This window comes from Burkholderia sp. KJ006 (genome assembly GCF_000262695.1).
Lineage (GTDB): Bacteria > Pseudomonadota > Gammaproteobacteria > Burkholderiales > Burkholderiaceae > Burkholderia > Burkholderia vietnamiensis.
In genome coordinates, this window is the sequence record NC_017922.1 from 247,470 (window position 1) to 271,158 (window position 23,689).

The window sequence follows — 23,689 nt, forward strand, 5'->3', positions numbered from 1 at the left end:
CATGCCCGAACCCATTTATACGCTGGGTATCAACGCCGTCTTTCACGACAGCGCCGCGTGCCTCGTGCGCGACGGCATCGTGATCGCGGCCGCCGAAGACGAGCGCTTCACGCACGTGAAGCACGCGAAGCGGCCGGTGCCGTTCTCGACGTGGGAGCTGCCGTTTCACGCGATCGACTACTGTCTCGCGGAAGCCGGCATCGCGCTCGCGGACGTCGATCACGTCGCCTATTCGTACGACCCGTGGCTCGAGCTCGATCGTCACGGGGCCGAGCCCGAACTGACGCTGCCGCTGCAGCCGTCCGCCCATGCGCCGCGCGCCGACGGCGCGTCGCCGTGGCATCCGCTGTTCCTGTCGTCGATCGTGAACGCGCCGCGCCAGCTCGCGGGCGGCGCGCCGCACCATCTGCAGCGGCGCTTTCGCGGCGTCAGGCACGACGGGCCGTTCCGCTGGCACTTCATCGAGCACCATCTCGCGCACGAGGCGAGCGCGTTTCTCGCGGCGCCGTACGACCGCTGCGCGGTGATGACGATGGACGGGCGCGGCGAGCGCGCGACCACGAGCTACGGCCTGTTCGACGGCAAGTCGTACCGGCGCCTCGGCCAGGTCAACCTGCCGCATTCGCTCGGGCTGCTGTACGAGCGCGTCACGCACTACCTCGGCTTCCTGCATTCGTCCGACGAGTACAAGGTGATGGCGCTCGCGTCGTACGGCAAGCCCGTGTATGCCGACGAGATGCGCAAGCTGGTGCGCTATGCAGGCGACGGACGCTACGAGATCGTCGAAGGCGACCTCGCCGCGCTGTTCGGCCCGGCGCGCGAACGCGGCGGCCCGATCGAGCCGCATCATTGCGACATCGCGCATGCGTTGCAGCTGGTGCTGGAGGAAGCGACGCTGCAGGCGGTCGAATGGCTCGCCGCGCAGACCGGCGAGAAGCAGCTCGCGATGGCCGGCGGCGTCGCGCTGAACTGCGTGATGAACGCGAAGATCCGCGATCGCGGCCCGTTCGACGACGTGTGGGTGCAGCCGGCCGCCGGCGATGCGGGCACTGCGCTCGGCGCCGCGCTGTGGACCGACTTCCGGATCCGCGGCGCGCGCGGCGACTGGCGCATGGACCACGCGTATCTCGGGCCGTCGTACAGCGACGAGGCGATCGAAGCGTTCCTCACCGAAGCGCAGCTGCCTTACCGGCGGCTCGACGACGTCGCCGGACAGACGGCTGCGTTGCTCGCGGCGAACCGCGTAATCGGCTGGTTCCAGGGCCGCATGGAGTTCGGCCCGCGCGCACTCGGCGCGCGCTCGATCCTCGCATCGCCGACCGATCCGGACATGCAGCACAAGCTGAACCGGATCAAGGATCGCGAGGATTTCCGGCCGGTCGCGCCGGTCGTGCTCGAAAGCCATGCGCACGAGTGGTTCCGGGGCGGCCGCCGCACGCCGCTGCGCGCGCCGTTCATGCTGTTCGTCTACGACGTCGCGCCCGGCGCCGAAGCGACGATTCCGGCCGTGCGCCACATCGACGGCACGGCGCGCGTGCAGACCGTCGACGAAAGCCAGCATCCGCTGCTGCATGCGCTGCTGTCGGAGTTCAACGCGCTGACCGGCGTGCCGGTGCTCGTCAACACGTCGTTCAACACGCGCGGCGAGCCGATCGTCTGTTCGCCGCGCGACGCGATCGAATGCTTCTGGACCTCGCCGCTCGACGCGCTCGTGATCGGTTCGTTCCTGCTGGAGAAGCCGCGACATGAACATGCGTGACACGCAACGGGCGCCGGTCGTGTCGGTCGTCGTGCCGACCTATCGTCGGCCCGATCTGCTCGAACGCTGCCTCGACGCGCTGTGCGCGCAGGCGTTCGACCCGACGGCCTACGAGATCGTGGTGGTCGACGACGATCCGGCCGGCAGCGCGCGTGCGGTGGTCGATGCGTGCCGCGCGCGCGTGAGCGACGTGCCCGTGATCCGCTACATGAGCGCGCCGGACACGCAGGGGCCGGCCGGCGCGCGCAACGTCGGCTGGCGCAGCGCGCGCGGCGGGCTGATCGCGTTCACCGACGACGACACGATTCCCGACCCAGCGTGGCTGCGTCATGGTTCGGCCGCGTTGCTGGCCGAGCCGTCGGCGTCGGCGGCGGCGGGGCGCATCGACGTGCCGCTGCGCCCGCGGCCGACCGATTACGAGCGCGATGCGGCCGGCCTCGCGCATGCGGAATTCGCGACCGCCAACTGCTTCGTGCGGCGCGCGGCGCTCGAGCGCGTCGGCGGTTTCGACGAACGCTTCACGCGCGCGTGGCGCGAGGACGCCGACCTGATGTTCGCGTTGCGCGAGCACGCGGGGCCGATCGTCGAGGCGGAGGCCGCGCGGATCGTCCACCCCGTGCGCCCGGCGCGCTGGGGCACCAGCATCGGCCAGCAGTCGAAGGTGTATTTCGACGCGCTGCTGTACAAGAAGCATCGCGTGACTTACCGGCGGCACATCCGGCCGACGCCGCCGTGGAATTACTACGCGGCCGTGCTGTTCGCGCTCGGCGCGCTCGGCTGCTTCGCACTCGGCTGGCGCGCGGCCGGCATTGCCTGCGCGCTCGCGTGGGCCGCGATCACGGCCGCGTTTTGCGTCAAGCGGCTGCGCGGCACGCAGCTCACGCCGTCGCACGTGGCCGAGATGATCGTCACGTCGATCGCGATTCCGCCCGTGTCGCTGTACTGGCGGCTGCGCGGCGCGCTTCATTTCCGGGTGTTCTTCCTATGACGCACGATTCGGCTTCATCGTCCGGTCCGACGCGCATCGCGGTGTTTCGCGCGCTGCAGCTCGGCGACATGCTGTGCGTGGTGCCGGCGCTGCGCGCACTGCGGCGCGGCGAGCCGGAGGCGCGCATCACGCTGATCGGGCTGCCGTGGGCGCGCGAGTTCGCGTCGCGCTTCTCCGACTACATCGACAATTTCATCGCGTTCCCCGGTGCGCCGGGGCTCGCCGAACAGCCGGCCGCCGATGCGGCCGCACGCGAGGCCTTCGTCGCCGAATGCCGCGCGCGCGATTTCGATCTCGCGATCCAGCTGCACGGCAGCGGCGCGCACACCAACGCGATCGTCGCGTCGCTCGGCGCGGCGCGCACCGCCGGCTTCGTCCCGGCCGACGGCGGCACGACCGCGCTCGACTGCTCCATCGTGTGGCGCGACGACGAACCCGAAGTCACGCGCTACCTGTCGCTGATGCGCAAGCTCGGCTATCGCGACTGGGGCGATTACCTGGAATTTCCGCTCGGTGGCCTCGACTATGCGCTGTGGCACGTGCTGCGCGACGAGCATGCGCTCGAGCCGGGCCGCTACGTGGTCGTCCATCCGGGCGCGCGCATGGCGTCGCGGCGCTGGCCGGTCGAACGCTTCGCGCGCACCGCGCGGCAGCTCGCCGACGACGGCTGGCAAATCGTGCTGACCGGCACGCGCGCGGAGCTCGCGCTGGCCAACGCGTTTGCGGAGCAGCTCGCGCGGCCGTGCGTGAACCTGTGCGGCCGCACGCCGCTCGGCGCGATGGCCGCGCTGATCGCGCGCGCGCGGCTGCTGTTGTGTAACGACACGGGCGTGTCGCACGTCGCGGCGGCGCTCGGCACACCGAGCGTCGTCGTCGCATGCGGCAGCGACACGGCCCGCTGGGCGCCGCTCGACGCCGAACGTCATCGCGTGCTCGCGAGCTACCCGGCCTGCCGGCCGTGCATGTTCGACACGTGCCCGTACGGGCACGAATGCGCGATCGCGATCGGCGTCGACGACGTGATTCACCAGGCGGGCACACTGCTCGCCCAGGAGAGACGTCATGTCACGTAAACGGTTGCGCGTGCTTACCTGGCACGTGCACGGAAACTATCTGTATTACCTGTCGCAGGCGCCGCACGATTTCTATCTCGTGACGCGGCCGCAGCATCCGCCCGGCTATGCCGGGCGCGTCGGACACCTGCCGTGGGGCGACAACGTGTTCGAAGTGCCGGCCGAATGCGTGCGCGACACCGAGTTCGACTGCGTGCTGTATCAGCATCACAGCCACTACGCGCAGGATCGGCTCACGCTGTTGAGCGACGCGCAGCGCGCGCTGCCGACGCTGTTCGTCGAACACGACCCGCCGCGCGAGCATCCGACCGACACGCTGCATCCGGTGCAGGACCCGAACGTCCTGCTGGTACACGTGACGCCGTTCAACGCGCTGATGTGGGACAACGGCGTCACGCCGACGCGCGTGATCGAGCACGGCGTGCTGGTGCCCGACGACGTCGCGTATCACGGCACGCTGCCCAAGGGCGTGACGGTCGTGAACAACCTCGCGCGGCGCGGCCGGCGGCTCGGCGCGGACCTGTTCGAGGAAGTGCGTCGCAACGTGCCGCTCGATCTGGTCGGCATGGGCTCGGCCGAGCTGGGCGGGATCGGCGAGGTGCCGAACCCGGCGCTGCCGCAGTTCCTGTCGCACTACCGGTTCTTCTTCAATCCGATCCGTTACACGAGCCTCGGGCTCGCGGTGATCGAGGCAATGATGATCGGGCTGCCGATCGTTGCACTGGCAACGACCGAGATGGCGCAGCTCGTGAAGACCGGCAGCAACGGCGTGGCCGACACGCGTCCGGCCGCGCTGATCGATGCGATGCGCATGCTGATCCGCGACGCGGACCTCGCGCGCGAGTGGGGCGCGGCCGCGAGGCGCGACGCGCGCGAGCGCTTCGGGATCGAGCGGTTCGCGCGCGACTGGGACAGCGCGTTGCGCGACGTCGCGGCGTAGCGGCCGCGGTTACTGGCTTGCCGCGGTCGGCGGCGCCGTAGCGGCCGATGCGGCCGATGCGGCCGACCCGGTTGACGCACCGGCCGCGCCGCCCGCCGTGGCGGCGCCACTCGTCGCGGCGCCGGGCGCGCCGCCGCTCACCGCATTGCGCTCGTGCTCGGGCAACAGCGCGAGGCGGTTGTACAGCGTCTTCAGGCTGATGCCGAGCGCCTTCGCGGTGCGCGGCTTGTCGCCGTTGAAATGCCGCAGCGAGGCGACGATGAAGCGCTGCTGCGTATGCGCGAGCGTCGCGCCGATGTGCAGCGTCATCGCGTTGTGACGCACTTCCTCGCGCGGCGGCTGGCGACGCGGCAGCTGCAGTTCGATCTGTTCGTCGGCGAGGATGAACGCGCGCTCCAGCGCGTTGCGCAGCTCGCGCACGTTGCCGGGCCACGTATAGGCGCGCAGCGCCTTCATCGCCTGCATCGACAGGCGCTTGCGCGTGCGGTGCCGCGCATTCAGCCGGTCGATGATCTGCACCGCGATGTCGCCGACGTCGTCCTCGCGCTGACGCAGCGCGGGCACGTGCAGCGCGATCGTCGCGATCCGGTAGAACAGGTCTTCGCGCAGGCGGCCGCTGCGCACGGCATCGACCGGATCGTGATGCGTGGCCGCGACGATCCGCACGTCGAGCGGAATCGGTTCGTGACCGCCCACGCGCATGATCGTGTTGGTTTCGAGCGTGCGCAGCAATTTGACTTGCAATTCCGCCGGCATTTCCGCGATTTCATCGAGAAACAGCGTGCCGCCGCGCGCGGCTTCGAACATGCCGACATGTTGCGCGACCGCGCCGGTGAAACTGCCTTTTTCGTGACCGAATAAATGCGACTCAGCAAGATCTTTCGGAATCGCGCCGCAATTGACCGGCACGAACGGCCCGCGCCGACGCGGGCTCATGTCGTGAATGAGCCGCGCGACGATGTCCTTGCCAGCGCCGCTTTCACCTACTACGAGCACGCTGACGCGCGTGGCCGCGACGCGCGAGATTTTATGCAGCAAATCCTGGATTGTTCGCGAGCGGCCGTACAGTCGCGTGCCGTCATCGTCGGATTTCGACATAAGTGTTATCGCTTTGGGAAGTTTTGACCGAAACCGTCGAGGCATGCAGAAAAAGTGACACGGTATACGTCGCTTTTATGTATCAAGGATACCGGTTATGGCCCTCCCAATAGATTGAATATTGCAATGCGAGTTTCGCGAATAGATAGATTTATTCGATGATCGCCGAATGCGCGACACGCTTCTTCTATACTGCTAAGCACTCGTTTGTCATGGCGGACAAACTCCCATTTATTCGCGTGCAATGCGGGTCGTATCGCCGAGTGCCCGGCGTCGTACTCCCAGCGCACGCTCGCTGCGGTTCCGGTCGAACTTCATACCGGCCGCCCCACCAGGAGCTTCGATGCCTTATGTGCTGATCGTCGAAGACGATGCCGATACGCGCGCGATGCTCGCGGCGCTCGCGCAGGCGCAGCAGCTCACCTGCGACACGGCCGCGACGCTGGAAGAAGCGCGCACGCTCGTCTCGACGCATACCCCCGATCTCGTGCTGTGCGATCTCGTGCTGCCCGACGGCAACGGGATGGATCTGTTCGATGCATTGCCGAAGCGCGGGCATTGCGAAATCGTGCTGACCACCGGTCACGCGAGCCTCGAAACCGCGATCGACGCATTGCGTCGCGGCGCGACCGACTACCTCGTGAAGCCGCTCAACATGCAGCGGCTGAACAGCATCTTCGCGCGCGTGCCGCGCACCACTGCGCTGCACGAGGAGATCGCCGAACTGCGCTCGGAGTTGCAGCGCCTCGGCCGCTTCGGCCGCATGCTCGGCAGCTCGCCGGCGATGCAGGCCGTCTACGATGCGATCGGCCGCGTCGCGCGCACCGAAGCGTCGGTGCTGCTCACCGGCGAGTCGGGCACCGGCAAGGAGCTGGCCGCGCAGACGGTCCACGATCTGAGCCTGCGCCGGCGCGGCCCGTTCCTCGCGGTGAACTGCGGCGCGATCGCCGCGAATCTCGTCGAAAGCGAAATGTTCGGCCACGACCGCGGCAGCTTCACCGGTGCGGAGCGACAGCACAAGGGCTTCTTCGAGCGCGCCGACGGCGGCACGCTGTTTCTCGACGAAATCACCGAGATGCCGCTCGAATCGCAGGTCAAGCTATTGCGCGTGCTGGAGACGGGCCGCGTCACGCGGCTCGGCTCGACGCGCGAGATCGACGTCGACGTGCGCATCGTCGCGGCCACCAACCGCGACCCGGAAGCCGCGATGGCCGACGGCAAGCTGCGGCCCGACCTCTATCACCGGATCAACGTGTTTCCGATTCCGCTGCCGTCGCTGCGCGAGCGCGGCGACGACATTCCGATGCTCGCCGATGCGTTCCTGCAGCGCTACAACGAGGAAAGCGGACGCAACCTGCGCTTCGCGCCGGCCGCACGCGAGGCGTTGAAGTCTTACGCATGGCCCGGCAACGTGCGCGAGCTGCGCAACTTCGTGCAGCGCGCGAGCATCTTCAGCGATGCAGACGTGATCGAAACCCTGCCGCCGCCGATCATGGAAGAGCTGTCGAACATGGTCGACTCGCAGGACGACCGCGTGACCGTGCCGTTCGGCACGCCGCTCGAGGAGGTCGACCGCAAGCTGATCCTCGGCACCATCGCGCAGTGCGGCGGCGTGAAGGCGCAGGCGGCCGAAGTGCTCGACGTCAGCCTGAAGACGATCTACAACCGGCTCGCGCAACTCGAAGGCGAGGTGGAGAAGCCGGACTCCTGATGCAACCGCCGGCGCACTCATGCGCGTGCGCGCTGCCGCGCGTCGTCGTCGAGGCGGCGCCGCATGCGTTCGACGTGCGGCGGGATCGCATGCCGTTCGCGCAGGATCCACGGCAGGCCGGCAAGCGCGGGCAGGATCCCGCGCTCGCGGCGCAGCCGCGGCAGCATGCGCACGGTGTGCGCGAACGCGGCGCCGGCCGGCCATCTGAGCCATGCGGTCCACACGTCGTTGCGGGTCGATACGCTGCGCCGCGCGCGCGCGTCGCGATGCGTCGAAGGGTAATGATGAACCGTCAACTGCGGCGCATAGACGAGCCATGCGCCCGCGCGATACAGGTCGAGCGCGAGCAGCGCTTCCTCGCCGCCGAGAAAGTAGCGTGGGTGATAGCCGCCCGCGCGCAGATACGCATCGCGCCGGAACGCCGTCGCGCCGGCCAGCAACCCGAGGATCGGCCGCCCAGGCAGCGCGACGCTCGCGTCGAGCGGGCTATCGGCCATCAGTTTGCAGGTCGGGTCCTCGCGTTCTTCCGCGCCCACCAGCACGCGCGCGGTGACGGCCGCGACGTGCGGATACGCGTCGAGCAGGTTTGCTGCCTCGGCGATCGAGCCGGGCGCCCACCACGTATCGTCGTCGCAGAACGCGACGTGGCGCGTGCGCGCGACGCCCACGCCGAGATTGCGCCCGGACGCGCCCACGTTGCCGGGCGCATGCACGAGCGTCACGTGTGCGAAGCGCTCGCGCACGAGTGCGGCGGTCGCGTCGTCCGAACCGTTGTCGACCACGACGATCGCCGGACGGTCGGGCAGCGCGGTGAGGCGCGCCAGCGTGCGCGCGAGTTCGTCCGCGCGCCGGTAGGTGAGCACCACCGCGGTCACGCGCGGCTCGCGCGGCGCGAGCGCTGTGCGTGCGGGCGTTATCCGGACGTGCTGTCGCATTCGAGTTGCCAGTATGTTTCCGGTTCATGGAGGTCGGCGCGCATATGAGGCTCGAACAGCGCAATCTGGCTCTGGTATGCGTCGACCGCAGCGGCCTTCGCTGCCGCGCCGTCACTGCGGTCGCCGGCCGGCGCGGCGACCGGCCGCGCAAACCAGCCGCGCTCGCGCCATTCGGACACGCGCTTCGACATCAGCCCGTCGATGCGCCGATACGGCGCGTCCTCGTAGAAGCGCCATGCGCGCGACGTGTCGCCCGCCGCATGCCGGTCGCGCAGCACCGACAGCGCGGCCTGCTGCACCTGCAGATGATCGCGATGGAACAAGCCGGCCGGCGCGAGCACGCCGTAGCCCGGATGGGCGTCGAGCGTGTCGGCCAGCCGTGCGGCGATCTCGGCGGTCGCGGCCGGCGCGCCGTACTGATCGTCGAAGAAATCCAGCCACACCGGCCGCGCGTCGAGCAGCGCGAGCGCGCGGCGATCCTCGTCGCGCCGCGCGCGCACCGCTTCGTCGGCGCTGCGAAACCCCGCGCGCCGATCCCACGGCGGCGCGGCCGTATCGCGTGCGGGGATGCCGGCGAACACGGTCACGACGACCGAGCCGGGCGCCTGCGCGATCGCCTGCCCGCAACTGAAGACGGCGTCGTCCAGATGCGGCGAGATGACGAGCCAACGTGTCGGAGCGGTCATGTACTCGGAACCTCCGTGATGATGGACATGAACGGGCGGGCGGGCGACGCCCGCCGGCGAGCATGCGCCAGCATCCCGCGTGCCCGTCCGTATTCCCGCGCGCCGTGGCGGCCGGCCGCGCGGCAGGAGCGACCCCGATGATCGATATTGCAAGGACGCAGGCCGGAAATTACGCGACGGCCGTGATGCTGGTTGCGGTCGCAACGGTGTTGCAGGCGCTCGCGATCCGCTTCGGCGGCGTGAACCTGCCGCTGGTGCTGTACTACCCGATGCTGGCCGGCGCCGCGTGGGCGACCTCGTTCGTGTTCGGGATCGTATCGACCGCGGCGAGCGGGCTGCTGGTGTGGACGCTGTTCCTGTCCGATGCCGGCGCGTATACCGGGACGCAGCCGGAGCGGCTGGTGCGGCTCGGCGCCTTCATGCTGATCGGCGTGCTGGTGTGCGCGGTCGCGGCGATGCTGCGCGATACGCGGCTCACCAACGATCGCGCACGCCGCCGCGAAGCCGCGGCGCGCGAGCGGCTCGAGGCGATCCTCGACGCGCTCCCGCACGGCGTGATCGCGGCCGACACACAAGGCCGCGTGACCTACCTCAATGCGGCGGCGGCCGAGCTGACCGGCTGCTCCTCGGGCGCCGCGCTGCAAGAACCCGTGCGCGACGTCGTGCGCTTGTTCGATCGCGACGAGCGGCTCGTGCCGACCACCGCGCTCGACCGCGCGCTGGCAGGCGTCTCCGCGCAATCCGATCAACACTGGCTGCAGCGTCGAGGCGGCAGCGCGCCGGTGCCGATCGCCGAGATCGCGCGTCCGCTCGCCGATGCGCACGGCAACATCGACGGCGCCGTGCTGGTGCTGCGCGATGCGCTCGCGCAGCGTGCAGCCGCCGAAACGTCGCGGCTGCAACTCGCGGTGGTCGATGCGTCGCCCGATGCGATCGTGGGGATCGACGCGCAGGGCCGCGTCGTCAGCTGGAACGGCGCGGCCCAGCGGATCTTCGGCTACGACGAAGCCCACGCGCACGGACGCGCGCTCGACACGCTGGTCGCGCAGCGCTGGCTGCGGCGCTACCCGCTCACCGTATCGTTCGAGACGCTGCGCGAGCCGATCGGCCCGCTCGAAGTGCTGTGCGTACGCCGCGACGGCCGGCGCTTTCGCGCGTCGGTGTCCGCATGCCCCGTGCGCGGCGATGCGCGCAACTGCGTCGCGCTGTCGCTGACGCTGCGCGAGACGCGCGTGCAGCGCCGCCGCGATCTGCGGACGCAGCGCTCGCTGCAGGGCGCGCGCACCGCGCGCGAGCGGGCCGATACGTCGAACCGCCTGAAGGACGAACTGCTCGCCACCGTGTCGCACGAGCTGCGCACGCCGCTGAACGTGATCTACGGCTGGGTCGAGGTGCTGCGCAGCGCCGGCGACGACGCGCTGCAGCAGCAGGCGATCGACGCGATCGATCGCAGCGCGCATTCGCTCACGCGCATGGTGGGCGACATCCTCGACGCGTCGTCGCTCGCGACCGGCAAGCTGCGGCTCGACGCGATGCCGGTCGACGTCGTGCGGCTGTTCGCCGACGCGACGAGCGCGTTCCAGACCGCCGCGTCGGCGGCCGGCATCGCACTTGAGTTCGATTGCACGGCGAGCGCGTGCGTGGTGTCGGGCGACGCGGAGCGCCTGCGCCAGATGCTGTCGAACCTCGTGTCGAACGCGCTGAAGTTCACGCCCGCCGGCGGCGCCGTGACCGTCACGCTGACGCATGACGCCGCGCACGCCGTGCTCGCGGTCGGCGACACCGGGCAGGGCATCGCGAGCGAGTTCATCCCGTACGTGTTCGACATGTTCCGGCGCGCGGACGGTTCGCCCGCGTCGCCGCGGCGCGGCCTCGGGCTCGGCCTGTCGATCGTGCGTCATATCGCCGAACTGCACGGCGGCGAGGTCCGCGTCGACAGCGCGGGCCGCAACCGCGGCGCGACCTTCACCGTCACGCTGCCGGCCGGCTGGCAGCCGATCGGCGCGATGGCGTGGGGCGTGACGCAGGTCCTGCGCGATGCGCCGGCGCTCGACACGCAGCGCATCCTGATCGTCGACGACGACGCGACCACGCGCGACAGCCTCGCCGCCGCGCTGACGACGCTCGGCGCCGTCGTCGCGATCGCCGTGTCGGGCCGCACCGCGCTGGACGCCGTCGAGACGCTGCAGCCGACCGTCGTGCTGTCCGACCTCGCGATGCCGGACGGCGACGGCTTCTGGCTGATCGACGCGCTGCGCCGGCGTGGCGCGGGCGGCGTCGATGCGGCCCGTCCGCGCGTGCTCGCGGTGACCGCGCATGCGGGCCTCGGCGACGAGCGCCGCGCGCTCGACGCAGGCTTCGACGGCTATCTGTGCAAGCCCGTCGACGCGCGCGACCTCGCGCACGCAATCGCACGCGTCACGCAGCAAGACGGCTGACGCGCGGCCGCCGCCGCTTCGCTCCGCACTCCTCACGCCGGGGTGGCCGGCCGGTTCTGCGTACTGATCTGCGCGAGCAGGTGCGACGCGATCTGCGTGCTGCGCACCAGCTCGCCCGGCGCGTGGTGCGCGGCCTGCCGGTGGATGAAGTAGCGCGCCGTGTGCGCGAGCCCGGTGGCGAGCGGCGTCGTCGCGCGCCAGCCGAGGCGCCGCCGCGCCGCTTCGAGATCGGGGCGGCGCTGGCGCGGATCGTCGGACGGCAGCGGGCAGAACTCGATGTCCACGTCCGTGCCGACGACGCGCACCACTTCGCGCGCGATGTCGAGCATCGCGATCTCGTCGTCGCTGCCGAGGTTCACCGGTTCGCACGCATCGCCCGGCTCGTCCATCAACCGCACCAGCGCGTCGATCAGATCGTCGACGTAGCAGAACGAGCGCGTCTGCATGCCGTCACCGTACACGGTCAACGGCTTGCCGGCCAGCGCCTGGGTGATGAAGTTCGACACGACGCGGCCGTCGGCCGGATGCATGCGCGGCCCGTACGTGTTGAAGATCCGTGCGATCCGCACGTCGACGCCGTACTGCCGGTGATAGTCCATGAACAGCGTTTCCGCGCAGCGCTTGCCTTCGTCGTAGCACGCGCGCACGCCGATCGGGTTCACGCGCCCGCAGTAGCGCTCGTCCTGCGGATGCACGTCGGGGTCGCCGTACACCTCGCTCGTCGACGCCTGCAGGATGCGCGCCTTCAAGCGCTTCGCGAGGCCGAGCAGATTGATCGCGCCATGCACGCTGGTCTTGGTGGTCTGCACCGGGTCGCGCTGATAGTGCACCGGAGACGCCGGGCACGCGAGGTTGTAGATCTCGTCGACTTCCACGTACAGCGGAAACGTCACGTCGTGACGCATCAGCTCGAAATTCGGCGCATCGAGCAGGTGCGCGATGTTGTCCTTCGCGCCCGTGTAGAAGTTGTCGACGCACAGCACGTCGTGCCCGGCCGTCACGAGGCGCTCGCACAGATGCGAACCGAGAAAGCCCGCGCCGCCGGTAACGAGTACGCGTTTGCGATCGTAGCCCTTCATCATGCATTCTCCTTGCGGTGCGCGAGTACGCCCGGCGTGGGCGAAACCGGCGTGCGGCGGGTCGCGGCGGTGCCGGCGCGCTGCGGATACGCGACGTCGCGGTAGACGTCGACGAGGCGGTCGGCCACGCCGCGCCACGTGTAGAAGCGATGCGCGCGCAGGTAGCCGGCGCGGCCCAGCGCCGCGCACAGATCCGGTTGCGCGCGCAACTGCAGGAGCCGCGCGGCGAGCGCGGCCGGGTCGCGCGGCGGCACCAGATAGCCCGTGACGCCGTCGTCCACCGTCGTGCGGATGCCGCCGACGTCGCTGCCGATCACCGCCGCCGCGCATGCCATCGCCTCGACCGGCGTAATGCCGAACGGCTCGTACCACGGCGTCGTCACGAACACGTCGGCCGCGCTGTAGTACAGGTGCAGCGCCTCGCGGTCGCGCCGGCCGACGAAGGTCACGCGATCGGCGATACCGTTGTCGTGCGCGAGCGCCATGAGTCGCGCGAGTTCCGGGTCGCGCGCCGGGTCGGGCGTGGCCTGGCTGCCGCCGACGATGTAGAGATGGGTCGGCCGCTGCGGATCGCGCGGCATCCGCGCGAGCGCGTCGATCACGTTGTCGATGCCCTTGCGCGGCACCAGACGCCCGAGCTGCAACACGACGAACGCGTCCTGCTGCCAGCCGAGCTGCGCACGCGCGTCGGCGCGCGGCACCGGTCGAAACTCCTGCGCATCGAACCCGCACGGCACGATCTCGATGCGCGCCGCGTCCGCGCGGTAGTGCGTGGTCAGGTCGAGCGCGTCCTGCGGGCATTCGGCGATCAGGCGGTCGGAGCGGCGCGCGAGCGTGTCCTCGATCTTGAAGCGCGCATCGGGAAAGCCGTCGGCCGCGCCCTGATGCAGCCGGCGCACGCGGCCGAGCGCGTGGAAGGTCGTGACGAGCGGAATGCCGAGGCGCTTCTTCACGCGCAGGCCGGCTTCGCCCGACATGAAGAAGTTCGCGTGCATCACGTCGACGGGGTCGGGCTCGCGCCGCATGCGCGCGATCATGTAATCGGCGAACGCCCCCATGTACGGCAGCAGCCGCTCCTTCGGCACATCGGTCGGCGGACCGGCCGGCACGTGGATCACGCGCATGCGCGGGCCGATCTGCACGACCTCCGGCAGGTGCGCATTGTCGCAACGCGTGTAGACGTCGACGTCGAGGCCGCGTTCGGCCAGCTGCTTCGCGACGTTGGCGACGTAGATGTTCTGGCCGCCCGCATCGACGCCGCCGATGACGCCCAGCGGCGACGCATGTTCACTGATCAACGCGATTCTTTGCATGGTGATGCTCCCGAGGTCGGGGCCGCGCCGGTGGGCCCCGTTGCATCCCTGTCCGGCAATCGGCATGCCCGCCGCTTTGCGGGGGAAGCGGCCCGCATCGGCGCCGAAAAAATTACAACGGCTTGGATGAAAGGGCGTCTGATCGGCGCGCCGCACGCGCGAGCCGCGCCGTGCGCGCGGCACGCGACTTGCGACATCGGCATACCAGCCGGCACGGCCGGCGCTCACGAAAGGAGGTCACGATGAAGGTATTTCTGCTGCAAGCCAGCGCGCCGCGAGCGCGCCGTCGTGCGGGCACGCGTATCGGCATGGCGATCGCCGTCGCCGCTGCCGCCGCCTGCACCGTCGTCGCGCCGAGCGCGTTCGCCGCCGGCGACGACGCCGCTTCGTCGTCCGCATCGTCGTCCCATTCGAGCACCGGGACGAAGATTCACGACGCGACCATCACGACCAAGGCGAAGGCCGAACTGGTCGGCACGAGCGGCCTGTCGGCCGGCGACATCCACGTGAAGACGCGCCGCGGCGTCGTGATGCTGACCGGCAGCGTGCCGGACGAGCAGCAGCGCGGGCAGGCGACCGACGTCGTCAGGAAGATCGACGGCGTGCGCGACGTGCGCAACCAGTTGACCATCCGCCCGAAGTGATCGGCGCGACGTAACAGGAGGTGTTATGAAGTGCACGCTCAAACCCGTCGGCGAGCAGACGATCGTGATCACGGGCGCGACGAGCGGCATCGGCCTCGTCACTGCGCGCAAGGCGGCACGCCGCGGCGCCAAGCTCGTGCTGTTCGCGCGCAACGGCGACGCGCTCGATACGCTGTGCGACGAGATCCGCCAGCACGGCGGCCTCGCGGTGCCGGTCGCGGGCGACGTCGCGAATCTCGAGGATCTGCAGCGCGCCGCCGCGCAGGCCGTCGACACCTACGGCGGCTTCGACACGTGGATCAACAACGCCGGCGTCTCGATCTTCGGCACCGCGGCCGCGGTGCCCCTCGAGGATCAGCGGCGGCTGTTCGACACGAACTACTGGGGCGTCGTGCACGGCTCGCTCGTCGCGTCGGACCATTTCCGGCGCAAGGGCGATTTTCATGGCGGCGCGATCATCAACCTCGGCAGCGAGGCGTCGGACGCGCCGCTGCCGCTGCAGAGCGCGTATGTCGCGTCGAAGCACGCGGTGAAGGGCTTCACCGATTCGCTGCGGCTCGAGCTCGAGTCGGACCGCTTGCCGGTATCCGTCACGCTGATCAAGCCGGCCGCGATGGACACGATGTTCGTGATGCACGCGAAAAACTACATGAACGTCGAGGCGAAGCTGCCGCCGCCGATCTACGACCCCGAGCTGGTGGCCGACGCGATCCTGTTCGCGGCCGCGCATCCGCGCCGCACGCTGTTCGTCGGCGGCGCGGCGAAGCTGGCCTCGGCGGGCGCGTATCACGCGCCGCGCCTGTTCGATCGCCTCGCGGCCACGTTGTTCTCGCGCGGCCAGCGCACCGTGCGCCCGGCACGCCCGCGCGACGACAACGCGCTGTACGAGTCGCGCCACGCGCTGCACGAGCGCGAAGGAATGGAAGGTCCGGTGCTGCGCGGCTGCGCGTACAACGCAGTGGTGCAGCGTCCGAAGGTCGCGGGCGCCGTCGCGTTGGGCGCGGCCGCGCTGATGGTCGCGGCGCTCGCGCGTGCGCGGCGCACGACCGCGTAATCGATCTGCAGTGCGTTTTTCTTTCGAAGGAGGTTTCCATGTCATCCCGACAACACACCGGCCACGAATACAGCCACTCGCGCGCGCACGAAGGCGAGCGCACGCAGCAGGACCACGACAAGGGCGGCCATCAGACCGGCCACGGCAAGGCGCCGAGCCCGGTCGACGTGCAGAAGGCGCTGAAGGGCATGGACTACCCGGCGAGCAAGGCCGACGTCGTCCAGTGCGCGGAGCGCTCGCATGCGGACCAGCAGGTGCTGGAGATGCTGCGGCAGATTCCCGACCGCGAGTACACCACGCCGGCATCGGTGTCGAAGGAACTCGGGCGGCTGATGTGAGCGCCGCCGTCGGCCGTGCGCGCCGGCGCGCGCACGGCGCGTTACCGTCACGAGGAGCACGAGCATGGCGATGATCGTCGCAGGCCGCTTCACGACGTTCGATGAAGCGGAAGGTGGGGCGCGCCACCTCTACGAGCGCGCGTTCGGACCGGACGACGTGTCCATCTTCTTTCTGAACCCGGGCGGACAGCACGCGCGCTATCCGATCGGCGGCGACGTGTATGCCGATACGGCCGCGAAGCCCGGCGGCCGCGGCGCGATGGTCGGCGCATTGCGCGGCATGCTGATCGGCGTGATCGTCGGCCTGATCGCTTACGCGATCGGCCTGCGCTACTGGTTCGTGCCGGTCGCCGGCGCGTTGGCCGGCGCGTATCTCGGCGCCTTCGGCGGCGCGCTCGGACGGATGCGCGGCGAGCAGGCCGAGGGCAAGGGCACGCTCGAGCAGACCGAGAGCGGCGTGATCCTCGCCGCGCGCGTGACGGCCGCCACCGCGGCGGCGGCCGAAGACGTGCTGCGCGCGACCGGCGCGCAGGCGATCGAGCGCGTCGAAGGCGAATGGCAGGACGGCGAGTGGCGCGACTTCGACCCGGTGCGCCGGCCCGACGGCACGACGCAGGACGCCGCGCACTGACCATGCCGTTTCTGCACGCGCTTGCAATGCAGGGACGCACCGCGCGCGCACGGCCGCGAGCGGCCGTGCGGCACGAGCGGCGGCCTGCGGCATGCGGCTTGCGTCGTGCTCCCGACCCACGATCAAGGAGGCATACATGATCCAGGCACACACCCCGCCGCCCCAGAAGCAGACGCAGCAGCCGGGCAGCGAGCGGGACATGCAGCCGAAGCCGCGCGACGAGGCGGCCGATTACGTCGGCAGTGGCAAGCTGGCCGGCAAGGTCGCGCTCGTCACCGGCGGCGACAGCGGGATCGGCCGCGCGGTGGCGATCGGTTTCGCGAAGGAAGGCGCGGACGTCGCGATCGTCTATCTGAACGAGTCGGACGACGCCGCGCACACGAAGCGGCTCATCGAACAGGCCGGCCGGCGTTGCGAGGCGATCGCGTGCGACATCGGCGACCGGCAACAGGCGCGCGACGCGGTCGCGCGCACCGTCGAGCGGCTCGGCCGGCTCGACGTGCTGGTAAACAACGCGGGCGAGCAGCATCCGCAGCCCGGCATCGAGGACGTGACCGAGGAGCAGCTCGAGCGTACTTTCCGCACCAACGTGTACGGGATGATCTTCTGCACGCAGGCGGCGCTGCAGCACATGAAGGGCGGCGGCCGCATCGTCAACACGGCGTCCGTCACCGCGTACCACGGCAGCCCGAAACTGCCCGACTACTCGGCGACCAAGGGCGCGATCGTCGCGTTCACGCGCTCGCTGTCGATCGAGCTGGCCGAGCGCGACATCCGCGTGAACGCCGTGGCGCCGGGGCCGATCTGGACGCCGCTGATCCCGTCGACCTTCAGCGCCGAGCAGGTGTCGAAATTCGGCTCGAACGTGCCGCTCAAGCGGCCGGGCCAGCCCGACGAGCTGATCGACTGCTACGTCCTGCTCGCATCGGAAGGCGCGAGCTACATGACGGGACAGACCTTGCATCCGAACGGCGGCTCGATCGTCGGCGGCTGACCGGTTCCCCACACAAGGAGAAAGCGCATGAAACGACCCAACTGGACGACCGCGGCGCTCGCTGCGGGCGCGCTCGCGGTAGCGGGGCTCGCGCACGCACAGATGCCGAGCGAGCCGCCCGCCTCGAATTCGCACGTGCCGGGCGGCGTGATCAATCCGTCGTCGGGCGCCGGTGCCGGCGATGCGGGCATGGCGAAGGCGCCGCAGGGCGCCGATGCGGAATTCGTCGACAAGGCCGCGATCGGCGGCAAGGCGGAAGTGCAGGCGAGCCAGCTGGCGCTGAAGCAGTCGAAGTCGTCCGACGTGCGCGCGTTCGCGAAGCGCATGGTGGCCGACCACGGCAAGGCGAATGCGCAGCTGAACCAGATCGCCGCGCGCAAGGGCATCAAGCTGCCGGTCGAGCAGGTGACCGACCCGGACGTGGAGGCGCTGCGCGGCAAGCAAGGCAAGGACTTCGACACCGCTTATGTCGCGGCGGCCGGCCCGGAAGCGCACCGCAAGACGATCGCGCTGTTCGAAACGGAGGCCCGCGACGGCAAGGACGCGCAACTGCGCGCGTTCGCGCAAGCCACGCTGCCGAAGCTCAAGCATCACCTGAGCATGGCAGAAGCGCTGCAGCGCAAGGTGGGCGCGCAGTAACGCGCGCCCGGTTCAACCCCGGGCCGCGCGTGCGGCCCGCATTTTTCGGAGAAGCAGTCATGGCCCAACGTCAATCGAAGCACGAAGGCATCCTCGAACTGCTCTGTCAGGCATACGAGACCGAGCTTGGCGGCGCGCAGATCTACGAGGCCGCGCTCCAGTGCGCGACCGACCCGGACCTGCACAAGGAATGGGAGAAATATCATCGCGAGACCCTGCATCACCAGGAAGTGCTGCGCAAGGTGTTCGAAACGCTCGGCCTCGATCCGGATGCGCAGTCGCCCGGCCGTGCCGCTGTCGCGGCCACCGGCAAGTCGCTGGTGCAGGTGATCCAGCAGGCGAAGAAGCAGGCCGATCCGGCCGTCGCGCAGGTCGTCGCGGCCGAGTGCGTGGTGCTCGCCGAGACGAAGGACCATCTGAACTGGGAGCTGATCGGCTATGCGGCCGACCAGCTGCGCGACAGCGACGCAGCGCGTGCGCTGAAGGCCGCGCACGACGAAGTCGAAGCCGACGAGGATCATCACCTCTATCACACCCGCGGCTGGGCGCGCGAGATGTGGATCGAGTCGATGGGCTTCAAGGCCGTGCTGCCGCCGCCGGAGGAAGTGAAGAAGGTCGAGTCGGCGGCCGATGCGGCGCGCGCCGAGCGCTCGCGCGGGAAGATGATGTAAGCGGGTCCGCTCGCGATCGGGCCGTGCCGCTCGCGCGGCCGGCCCGAGGCGACCGTGACCGAGAAGCGCGGGAATCCGCAGGCAAGAACCGCGGCCACTTCCCGAGCGACGTGGCCGCCAGCAGCAAACCAAATGGGCCGATCAGGGGCGGTAGAGTCTGCTCGCGAGCCTCGGTGACGCCCGCGCTGTAGCCCGCTGCAATGGCGGGTTTGATTCCGGCTGGTTAAAACTCCCGTTTTTCAAGAAGGCGTCCACGCTCGTCAGGAGCGGCGCGCAGGCATTCGCGGCGGCTGTGCCTGTGAACGCTGGAATGCTCGTAAAATCGAGCATACGAGCCATAAGGAGCGATTTATCGAGCATGAAGGTCAATCAAGAGATGGCTGCCAGCCCGGCCGTGCTTGCCGAGACAAAGCACCTGGGGCAACTGCTCTCCCGTCTCCGTATAGCGAGAGGGGTCCATCAGAGCGAGGCAGCCACGCGAGCCGGACTGTCGCGCAATACCGCCTACCGCATCGAAAAGGGCGACCCTGGCGTGGCGATCGGTCAGGTGGTTCGATATCTGGAAGCGTTTGCTCCCGGCCTGCGCCTGCATGACTTGCTCTCCGAGACGGATCCGGCGCTCAAGTCGCTCGATGCCCGCACCCGTCGTCGACGAGTTAGCGTTCTGTCGGAGAGGGAACTCAAGGAGCTGGACTTCTAATGGCAGCAACGATCGCGAAGCTCGCGAGATCGCTGCGAACACTTCATCAGTGAGCCGGAGGGCATCGCAGGCCCGGCCGTCAACCGTTGTTGTATCCGCCGTCGCAGTCAGCCTCCATCGATTACCGCCATCCGTCGCCCGCAGTTGCAAACAGCAACGGCCGCCGCTCACGCCAGCATATCCACCACCATCACCACCACCGACGCCGCCATCAGCGCGACGGCAAGCCACCCCAGCACCCTCGATGCGACGCCGCTGCCCGGCTGGCCGGCCGCCCCGCGCCGCTGGGCGAGCAGCATCACGAGCACCAGCATCGGCACCGCGGCGATGCCGTTGAGCACCGCGCTCCAGTACAGCGCCTTGATCGGATTGACCGGGCCGAAGCAGATCGCGATGCCGACCAGCACGCACAGCGCGAGCACGCCGTAGAACGCCGGCGCGCGATGCACCGGCTCGTTGAGGCCCTCGCGGAACTGCCATGCCTCCGCGCAGCCGTAAGCGGCGCTGCCGGCGAAGGCCGGAATCGCCAGCAGCCCGCAGCCCACGATGCCGAACGCGAACACGACGAACGCCGCTTCGCCCGCGATCGGCCGCAGCGCTTCGGCGGCCTGCGCCGTCGACCCGATGTCGTGCCGGCCGTGCGTGAAGAACACCGCCGCGCCGATCACCATGATGCAGAACGACACCGCGTTCGTGACGATCATCCCGGTCCACGTGTCGAACGTGATGCGCCGCTCGGTGTCGCGACGGGTCGCGGGCGGGCTGGCGGTGTCGCCATCGCCGTTGCGCCGCTCGGCCTGGGTTTCCTCCACTTCGAGCGCGGCCTGCCACACGAACAGATACGGGCTGAGCGTCGTGCCGAGCACCGCGACCGCGGTGGTCGCGTAGTCGTGCGTGAACGCGATGTGCGGCAGCACCAGCGTATGCAGCAGATTGCGCCAGTCGACGTGCACGAAGCCGAGTTCCAGCACGTACGCGAGCAGGCCGAGCGTCATCCATTTGAGCCAGCGCGCATAGCGCTCGTACGACATCAGCACCTGCAGCGCGAGCGACGCGATCCCGTACAAGGCCGCGTACCGGTAGCTGCGCCCGCCGGCGACGAGCGCGGTCGCGTCGCCCATCGCGGCGAGATCGGCGCCGACGTTCACGACGTTGACGATCACGACCATCACGATCAGCGTTTTCGCGAGACGGTCGGAGAAGTGCTCGCGGATGCCGGCCACCAGCCCCTTGCGGTTGGTGCGCCCGACGAACGCGGCCGCGAGCTGCACGACGACCATCATCGGCAGCGTGACGACGATCATCCACAGCATGTTGAAACCGAACTGGCTGCCGGCCTGCGCGTACACCGCGACGTTGCTCGGATCGGCGTCGGATGCGCCCGCGAGCAGGCCGGGGCCGAGCCGCCGATACCACGGCTTCGCGGCCGGCGCGGGCGCGGACGTGGATGTCGAGGTGGGCGCGGCGTGCGTTGCGTCGTCGTTGCGCAGGTCGCTCATTCGGCGTCTCCGCGCGTGCCGTGCGCCGTGCCGGCGTCGCGCGCGAGTCGCGCTGCGGTGCGCAGCGCGTCGACCAGCGTCCGGTACGCGCGCTCGCGCGAATCGGCGCCGCGCGTGCGCAGCACGTAGGACGGGTGATACGTCGCGACGACGAGGCGGCCGTCCGGCGAGCGCAACGGCTGGCGCGCGCGTTCGAGCGTCGCGTCGTTGTCCTGCAGCACCGCGCGCAGCGCCGTCGCGCCGAGCGCGACGATCACGCGCGGCGCGAGCGTCTCGAGTTCGCGTTCGAGCCAGTAGCGGCACGCGGCGACTTCCCGCTGCGCCGGCGTCTTGTGCAGCCGGCGCTTGCCGCGCGGCTCCCACTTGAAGTGCTTGACCGCGTTGGTCACGTACACGCGGGCGCGATCGATCCCGGCTTCGTCGAGCGCACGGTCGAGCATGCGGCCCGCCGCGCCGACGAACGGCACGCCGGTCCGGTCTTCCTGATCGCCCGGTTGCTCGCCGACCAGCATGATGCGCGCGTCGGCGGGGCCGGCGCCCGGCACCGGCTGCGTCGCGTGTTCCCACAGCCCGCAGCGGCGGCACGCGTCGAGCGTGGCCGGCGCGTCGTCATCGGCGTCGCCGCCGGGCGCGTCGGCCGCGTCGGGCTGCGGCCGCTGCGACGGCTTGGCGTGCTGCGCCGCATGCGTCGGGTGTCGGGACGTGCGTTCCGTCATGCGGCGCCTCCCACGCAGCCCGACGCGTCGGCGTGCGCCGCGCGGCATGCGTCGCGCCCGCATGCGGGCGGCTTGCTGGGTTGGCGGTTCGGCCGTGCGCGCATCGAGGGGCTCCCGTATCGACGATATCGCGTCGATGCAGCAACCGGCATGCCGGGGACTTTCAATATGGGCGCGCAGTTTGCGCGGGGGCCGTATCCGCTGAATGGAGACACCCGATGCATACCCCCCGCGTCAACGATCCGGCGGCCGACGACGTGCTGCTGTGGCGTTCACCCGACAGCGTCCCGCCGCGCCCGCGCCGGGTGCTGGTGGTCGACGACTACCGCGACGCGGCCGATGCGCTGCAACTGCTGCTGGAGGCGCGCGGTTTCGAATGCCGCGTCGCCGACGATCCGTTCGCCGTCTGCGCGCTCGCGCGCGACGGGCAGCCGTTCGCGATCGTGCTGGACATCGCGATGCCGGGCCTCGACGGCCTGCAGCTCGCGACGCGGCTGCGCGCCGACCCGCGCACCGCCGACATGCTGCTCGTCGCCTGCAGCGCGCACGCGTCGCAGCGCGATCGCGAGCGTGCGCGCGAAGCAGGCTTCGACGCGCACTGCGCGAAGCCGCTCACGCCGCACCGGCTGCTCGCCTACCTGGAATCGGCGAGCGGCGGGCGGCGCTGACGCGCGCGGCGCGGGACGTTACACGACGCTTGTAAAACGGTGCCGGGGCGGCGCGGCGGCGGGCTCGCGCGCCGGTATCTTCCCGGCTGGGTCTGCCCGGGCGAATCATGCACAATACCGGGCATTCGAGAACCGGAGACTAGGCCCGTGGGAATCAATTTCGATTTGACCGACTTGCAGGCGTTTCGCGCGGTGGTGGAGCTGGGGAGCTTCCGTAAGGCCGCCGAATCGATCAGCATTTCGCAGCCCGCGTTGAGCCGCCGGATCGAGAAGCTGGAGGACGCGCTCGGCGTGCGGCTGTTCGAGCGCACCACGCGCAGCGTCACGCTGACGACCGTCGGTCGCGTGTTCGCGCCGAGCGCCGAGCAGCTGCTCGACGATCTCGACGTCGCGCTGCTCGGCATCCGCGACGTGTCGTCGAGCCGCCTCGGCCATGTGACGATCGCCTGCGTGCCGTCGGTCGCCTATTACTTCCTGCCGAACGTGATCGCCAGCTACCATCGCCGCTTTCCGCGCATTCGCGTCAAGCTGCTGGATGCGAGCGCGAACGAGGTGCTGAGCGCCGTCATCAGCGGCGAGGCCGATTTCGGCGTGAGCTTCATGGGCAGCCAGGAGCCTGAAGTCGAATTCCGGCTGCTGCTGCAGGAGCGCTTCGTCGCCGCATGCCGGCGCGATCATCCGCTCGCGGGCAAGAAGCGCGTGACGTGGAACGAGCTCTATGCGTACGACTACGTGTCGGTCGACAAGACCTCAGGCAACCGTCTGCTGCTCGATCAGGCGCTGACCGCCGTCGCGCCGCGCGCGGCGAGCGTGTGCGAAACCCGTCACGTGACGACCATGCTCGGCTTGATCGAAGCCGGGCTCGGCGTGGCCGCGGTGCCGTCGATGGCGATGCCGGGGCGCGACCATCCGGTGCTCACGAGCGTGCCGCTCGTCGAGCCGGTGGTCAAACGCCGCGTGGGGATCGTGAAGCGGCGCGGACGCACGCTGACGCCGGCCGCCGAAGCGTTTCACCGCGCGGTGCTCGATGCGCGGCGCGGCGCCGCGGCCGGCAGCGAGGCGGCGGCATGATGCGCGCATCCGCTGCCGTTCCCGCATACGCATCCGCAACCGCA

General features: G+C 69.9%; 23 protein-coding genes. 16 read left to right on the plus strand and 7 right to left on the minus strand.

Annotated features, from left to right (window positions below):
• The first annotated feature begins 1 nt into the window (after window position 1).
• From MYA_RS25145 to MYA_RS25160, 4 genes are read left to right on the plus strand one after another with little or no spacing between them, the layout of a single operon-like run.
• On the plus strand, window positions 2-1,759 hold the full coding sequence (locus MYA_RS25145; protein ID WP_014725665.1) for a carbamoyltransferase family protein: 1,758 nt from the start codon (window positions 2-4) through the stop codon (window positions 1,757-1,759).
• Window positions 1,746-2,747, plus strand: a complete 1,002-nt coding sequence (locus MYA_RS25150; protein WP_014725666.1) for a glycosyltransferase family 2 protein — start codon at window positions 1,746-1,748, stop codon at window positions 2,745-2,747. Before MYA_RS25145 ends, MYA_RS25150 begins: the two co-directional genes overlap by 14 nt.
• A complete protein-coding gene (locus tag MYA_RS25155; RefSeq protein ID WP_014725667.1) occupies window positions 2,744-3,820 on the plus strand; it encodes a glycosyltransferase family 9 protein in 1,077 nt (358 codons plus the stop codon). The genes MYA_RS25150 and MYA_RS25155 overlap by 4 nt, the downstream gene beginning before the upstream one ends.
• Window positions 3,810-4,760 carry a glycosyltransferase gene (locus MYA_RS25160; RefSeq protein WP_014725668.1) on the plus strand — a complete coding sequence of 317 codons (951 nt, stop codon included), beginning with the start codon at window positions 3,810-3,812 and terminating at the stop codon, window positions 4,758-4,760. Before MYA_RS25155 ends, MYA_RS25160 begins: the two co-directional genes overlap by 11 nt.
• 9 nt (window positions 4,761-4,769) lie before the next feature.
• Here MYA_RS25160 and MYA_RS25165 read toward each other — a convergent pair whose 3' ends face one another.
• A complete protein-coding gene (locus MYA_RS25165; RefSeq protein ID WP_014725669.1) occupies window positions 4,770-5,858 on the minus strand; it encodes a sigma-54 interaction domain-containing protein in 1,089 nt (362 codons plus the stop codon).
• Between the two features lie 343 nt (window positions 5,859-6,201).
• Between MYA_RS25165 and MYA_RS25170 the strand changes: the two genes are divergently transcribed.
• Window positions 6,202-7,569 (plus strand): sigma-54-dependent transcriptional regulator, encoded by a 1,368-nt coding sequence (locus MYA_RS25170; RefSeq protein WP_011879849.1) that lies wholly within the window; start codon window positions 6,202-6,204, stop codon window positions 7,567-7,569.
• 17 nt (window positions 7,570-7,586) lie between these two features.
• On the opposite strand, the gene MYA_RS25175 is transcribed toward MYA_RS25170, so the two are convergent.
• Together MYA_RS25175 and MYA_RS25180 are read right to left on the minus strand one after the other, a co-directional pair.
• On the minus strand, window positions 7,587-8,504 hold the full coding sequence (locus MYA_RS25175) for a glycosyltransferase family 2 protein (protein WP_014725670.1): 918 nt from the start codon (window positions 8,502-8,504) through the stop codon (window positions 7,587-7,589).
• Window positions 8,483-9,190 carry a PIG-L family deacetylase gene (locus MYA_RS25180; RefSeq protein ID WP_014725671.1) on the minus strand — a complete coding sequence of 236 codons (708 nt, stop codon included), beginning with the start codon at window positions 9,188-9,190 and terminating at the stop codon, window positions 8,483-8,485. Before MYA_RS25180 ends, MYA_RS25175 begins: the two co-directional genes overlap by 22 nt.
• A 137-nt stretch (window positions 9,191-9,327) precedes the next feature.
• Here MYA_RS25180 and MYA_RS25185 point away from each other — a divergent pair, with 137 nt between their 5' ends.
• Complete coding sequence (locus MYA_RS25185; protein WP_014725672.1) at window positions 9,328-11,628, plus strand: hybrid sensor histidine kinase/response regulator; 2,301 nt, start codon at window positions 9,328-9,330, stop codon at window positions 11,626-11,628.
• A gap of 32 nt (window positions 11,629-11,660) precedes the next feature.
• On the opposite strand, the gene MYA_RS25190 is transcribed toward MYA_RS25185, so the two are convergent.
• Both MYA_RS25190 and MYA_RS25195 read right to left on the minus strand, forming a co-directional pair.
• Entirely contained in the window at window positions 11,661-12,707 is a 1,047-nt protein-coding gene (locus tag MYA_RS25190; RefSeq protein WP_041494352.1) for a UDP-glucuronic acid decarboxylase family protein, read from the minus strand.
• Window positions 12,707-14,020, minus strand: a complete 1,314-nt coding sequence (locus tag MYA_RS25195; protein WP_041494353.1) for a glycosyltransferase family 4 protein — start codon at window positions 14,018-14,020, stop codon at window positions 12,707-12,709. Before MYA_RS25195 ends, MYA_RS25190 begins: the two co-directional genes overlap by 1 nt.
• A gap of 242 nt (window positions 14,021-14,262) precedes the next feature.
• On the opposite strand from MYA_RS25195, the gene MYA_RS25200 reads away from it, so the two are divergent.
• The 8 genes from MYA_RS25200 to MYA_RS25235 all read left to right on the plus strand — a co-directional run bounded on the left by MYA_RS25200 (window position 14,263) and on the right by MYA_RS25235 (window position 19,691).
• Window positions 14,263-14,664, plus strand: a complete 402-nt coding sequence (locus MYA_RS25200; protein ID WP_014725675.1) for a BON domain-containing protein — start codon at window positions 14,263-14,265, stop codon at window positions 14,662-14,664.
• A 25-nt stretch (window positions 14,665-14,689) separates the two neighbouring features.
• A complete protein-coding gene (locus tag MYA_RS25205) occupies window positions 14,690-15,718 on the plus strand; it encodes an SDR family oxidoreductase (RefSeq protein WP_014725676.1) in 1,029 nt (342 codons plus the stop codon).
• Between the two features lie 38 nt (window positions 15,719-15,756).
• Complete coding sequence (locus MYA_RS25210) at window positions 15,757-16,056, plus strand: DUF2795 domain-containing protein (protein ID WP_014725677.1); 300 nt, start codon at window positions 15,757-15,759, stop codon at window positions 16,054-16,056.
• A 64-nt stretch (window positions 16,057-16,120) separates the two neighbouring features.
• Window positions 16,121-16,687, plus strand: coding sequence for a membrane protein (locus MYA_RS25215; RefSeq protein WP_011879858.1), 567 nt, complete (start codon window positions 16,121-16,123; stop codon window positions 16,685-16,687).
• Window positions 16,688-16,823: 136 nt separating this feature from the next.
• A complete protein-coding gene (locus MYA_RS25220; protein ID WP_014725678.1) occupies window positions 16,824-17,681 on the plus strand; it encodes an SDR family oxidoreductase in 858 nt (285 codons plus the stop codon).
• A 27-nt stretch (window positions 17,682-17,708) separates the two neighbouring features.
• On the plus strand, window positions 17,709-18,320 hold the full coding sequence (locus MYA_RS25225) for a DUF4142 domain-containing protein (protein ID WP_014725679.1): 612 nt from the start codon (window positions 17,709-17,711) through the stop codon (window positions 18,318-18,320).
• Between the two features lie 59 nt (window positions 18,321-18,379).
• Window positions 18,380-18,991, plus strand: a complete 612-nt coding sequence (locus MYA_RS25230; protein ID WP_011879861.1) for a DUF892 family protein — start codon at window positions 18,380-18,382, stop codon at window positions 18,989-18,991.
• Window positions 18,992-19,349: 358 nt separating this feature from the next.
• A complete protein-coding gene (locus MYA_RS25235; protein WP_034192851.1) occupies window positions 19,350-19,691 on the plus strand; it encodes a helix-turn-helix domain-containing protein in 342 nt (113 codons plus the stop codon).
• Between the two features lie 167 nt (window positions 19,692-19,858).
• Here MYA_RS25235 and MYA_RS25240 read toward each other — a convergent pair whose 3' ends face one another.
• Both MYA_RS25240 and MYA_RS25245 read right to left on the minus strand, forming a co-directional pair.
• Window positions 19,859-21,190 (minus strand): NRAMP family divalent metal transporter, encoded by a 1,332-nt coding sequence (locus MYA_RS25240; RefSeq protein ID WP_014725681.1) that lies wholly within the window; start codon window positions 21,188-21,190, stop codon window positions 19,859-19,861.
• The gene (locus tag MYA_RS25245; RefSeq protein WP_014725682.1) at window positions 21,187-21,906 is read right to left on the minus strand and encodes a UdgX family uracil-DNA binding protein; all 720 of its coding nucleotides are present in this window, start codon (window positions 21,904-21,906) and stop codon (window positions 21,187-21,189) included. Before MYA_RS25245 ends, MYA_RS25240 begins: the two co-directional genes overlap by 4 nt.
• 218 nt (window positions 21,907-22,124) lie before the next feature.
• Between MYA_RS25245 and MYA_RS25250 the strand changes: the two genes are divergently transcribed.
• On the plus strand, window positions 22,125-22,574 hold the full coding sequence (locus MYA_RS25250) for a response regulator (RefSeq protein ID WP_014725683.1): 450 nt from the start codon (window positions 22,125-22,127) through the stop codon (window positions 22,572-22,574).
• Between the two features lie 147 nt (window positions 22,575-22,721).
• Window positions 22,722-23,645, plus strand: a complete 924-nt coding sequence (locus tag MYA_RS25255; RefSeq protein WP_014725684.1) for a LysR family transcriptional regulator — start codon at window positions 22,722-22,724, stop codon at window positions 23,643-23,645.
• The last annotated feature ends 44 nt before the right edge of the window (window positions 23,646-23,689 follow it).

What these genes read in the sequence shown, in the direction of transcription:
- MYA_RS25145 (WP_014725665.1), top strand. Translation starts at nt 2, where the DNA reads ATGCCCGAACCCATTTATACGCTGGGTATCAACGCCGTCTTTCACGAC.
- MYA_RS25150 (WP_014725666.1), top strand. Translation starts at nt 1,746, where the DNA reads ATGAACATGCGTGACACGCAACGGGCGCCGGTCGTGTCGGTCGTCGTG.
- MYA_RS25155 (WP_014725667.1), top strand. Translation starts at nt 2,744, where the DNA reads ATGACGCACGATTCGGCTTCATCGTCCGGTCCGACGCGCATCGCGGTG.
- MYA_RS25160 (WP_014725668.1), top strand. Translation starts at nt 3,810, where the DNA reads ATGTCACGTAAACGGTTGCGCGTGCTTACCTGGCACGTGCACGGAAAC.
- MYA_RS25165 (WP_014725669.1), bottom strand. Translation starts at nt 5,858, where the DNA reads ATGTCGAAATCCGACGATGACGGCACGCGACTGTACGGCCGCTCGCGA.
- MYA_RS25170 (WP_011879849.1), top strand. Translation starts at nt 6,202, where the DNA reads ATGCCTTATGTGCTGATCGTCGAAGACGATGCCGATACGCGCGCGATG.
- MYA_RS25175 (WP_014725670.1), bottom strand. Translation starts at nt 8,504, where the DNA reads ATGCGACAGCACGTCCGGATAACGCCCGCACGCACAGCGCTCGCGCCG.
- MYA_RS25180 (WP_014725671.1), bottom strand. Translation starts at nt 9,190, where the DNA reads ATGACCGCTCCGACACGTTGGCTCGTCATCTCGCCGCATCTGGACGAC.
- MYA_RS25185 (WP_014725672.1), top strand. Translation starts at nt 9,328, where the DNA reads ATGATCGATATTGCAAGGACGCAGGCCGGAAATTACGCGACGGCCGTG.
- MYA_RS25190 (WP_041494352.1), bottom strand. Translation starts at nt 12,707, where the DNA reads ATGAAGGGCTACGATCGCAAACGCGTACTCGTTACCGGCGGCGCGGGC.
- MYA_RS25195 (WP_041494353.1), bottom strand. Translation starts at nt 14,020, where the DNA reads ATGCAAAGAATCGCGTTGATCAGTGAACATGCGTCGCCGCTGGGCGTC.
- MYA_RS25200 (WP_014725675.1), top strand. Translation starts at nt 14,263, where the DNA reads ATGAAGGTATTTCTGCTGCAAGCCAGCGCGCCGCGAGCGCGCCGTCGT.
- MYA_RS25205 (WP_014725676.1), top strand. Translation starts at nt 14,690, where the DNA reads ATGAAGTGCACGCTCAAACCCGTCGGCGAGCAGACGATCGTGATCACG.
- MYA_RS25210 (WP_014725677.1), top strand. Translation starts at nt 15,757, where the DNA reads ATGTCATCCCGACAACACACCGGCCACGAATACAGCCACTCGCGCGCG.
- MYA_RS25215 (WP_011879858.1), top strand. Translation starts at nt 16,121, where the DNA reads ATGGCGATGATCGTCGCAGGCCGCTTCACGACGTTCGATGAAGCGGAA.
- MYA_RS25220 (WP_014725678.1), top strand. Translation starts at nt 16,824, where the DNA reads ATGATCCAGGCACACACCCCGCCGCCCCAGAAGCAGACGCAGCAGCCG.
- MYA_RS25225 (WP_014725679.1), top strand. Translation starts at nt 17,709, where the DNA reads ATGAAACGACCCAACTGGACGACCGCGGCGCTCGCTGCGGGCGCGCTC.
- MYA_RS25230 (WP_011879861.1), top strand. Translation starts at nt 18,380, where the DNA reads ATGGCCCAACGTCAATCGAAGCACGAAGGCATCCTCGAACTGCTCTGT.
- MYA_RS25235 (WP_034192851.1), top strand. Translation starts at nt 19,350, where the DNA reads ATGAAGGTCAATCAAGAGATGGCTGCCAGCCCGGCCGTGCTTGCCGAG.
- MYA_RS25240 (WP_014725681.1), bottom strand. Translation starts at nt 21,190, where the DNA reads ATGAGCGACCTGCGCAACGACGACGCAACGCACGCCGCGCCCACCTCG.
- MYA_RS25245 (WP_014725682.1), bottom strand. Translation starts at nt 21,906, where the DNA reads ATGACGGAACGCACGTCCCGACACCCGACGCATGCGGCGCAGCACGCC.
- MYA_RS25250 (WP_014725683.1), top strand. Translation starts at nt 22,125, where the DNA reads ATGCATACCCCCCGCGTCAACGATCCGGCGGCCGACGACGTGCTGCTG.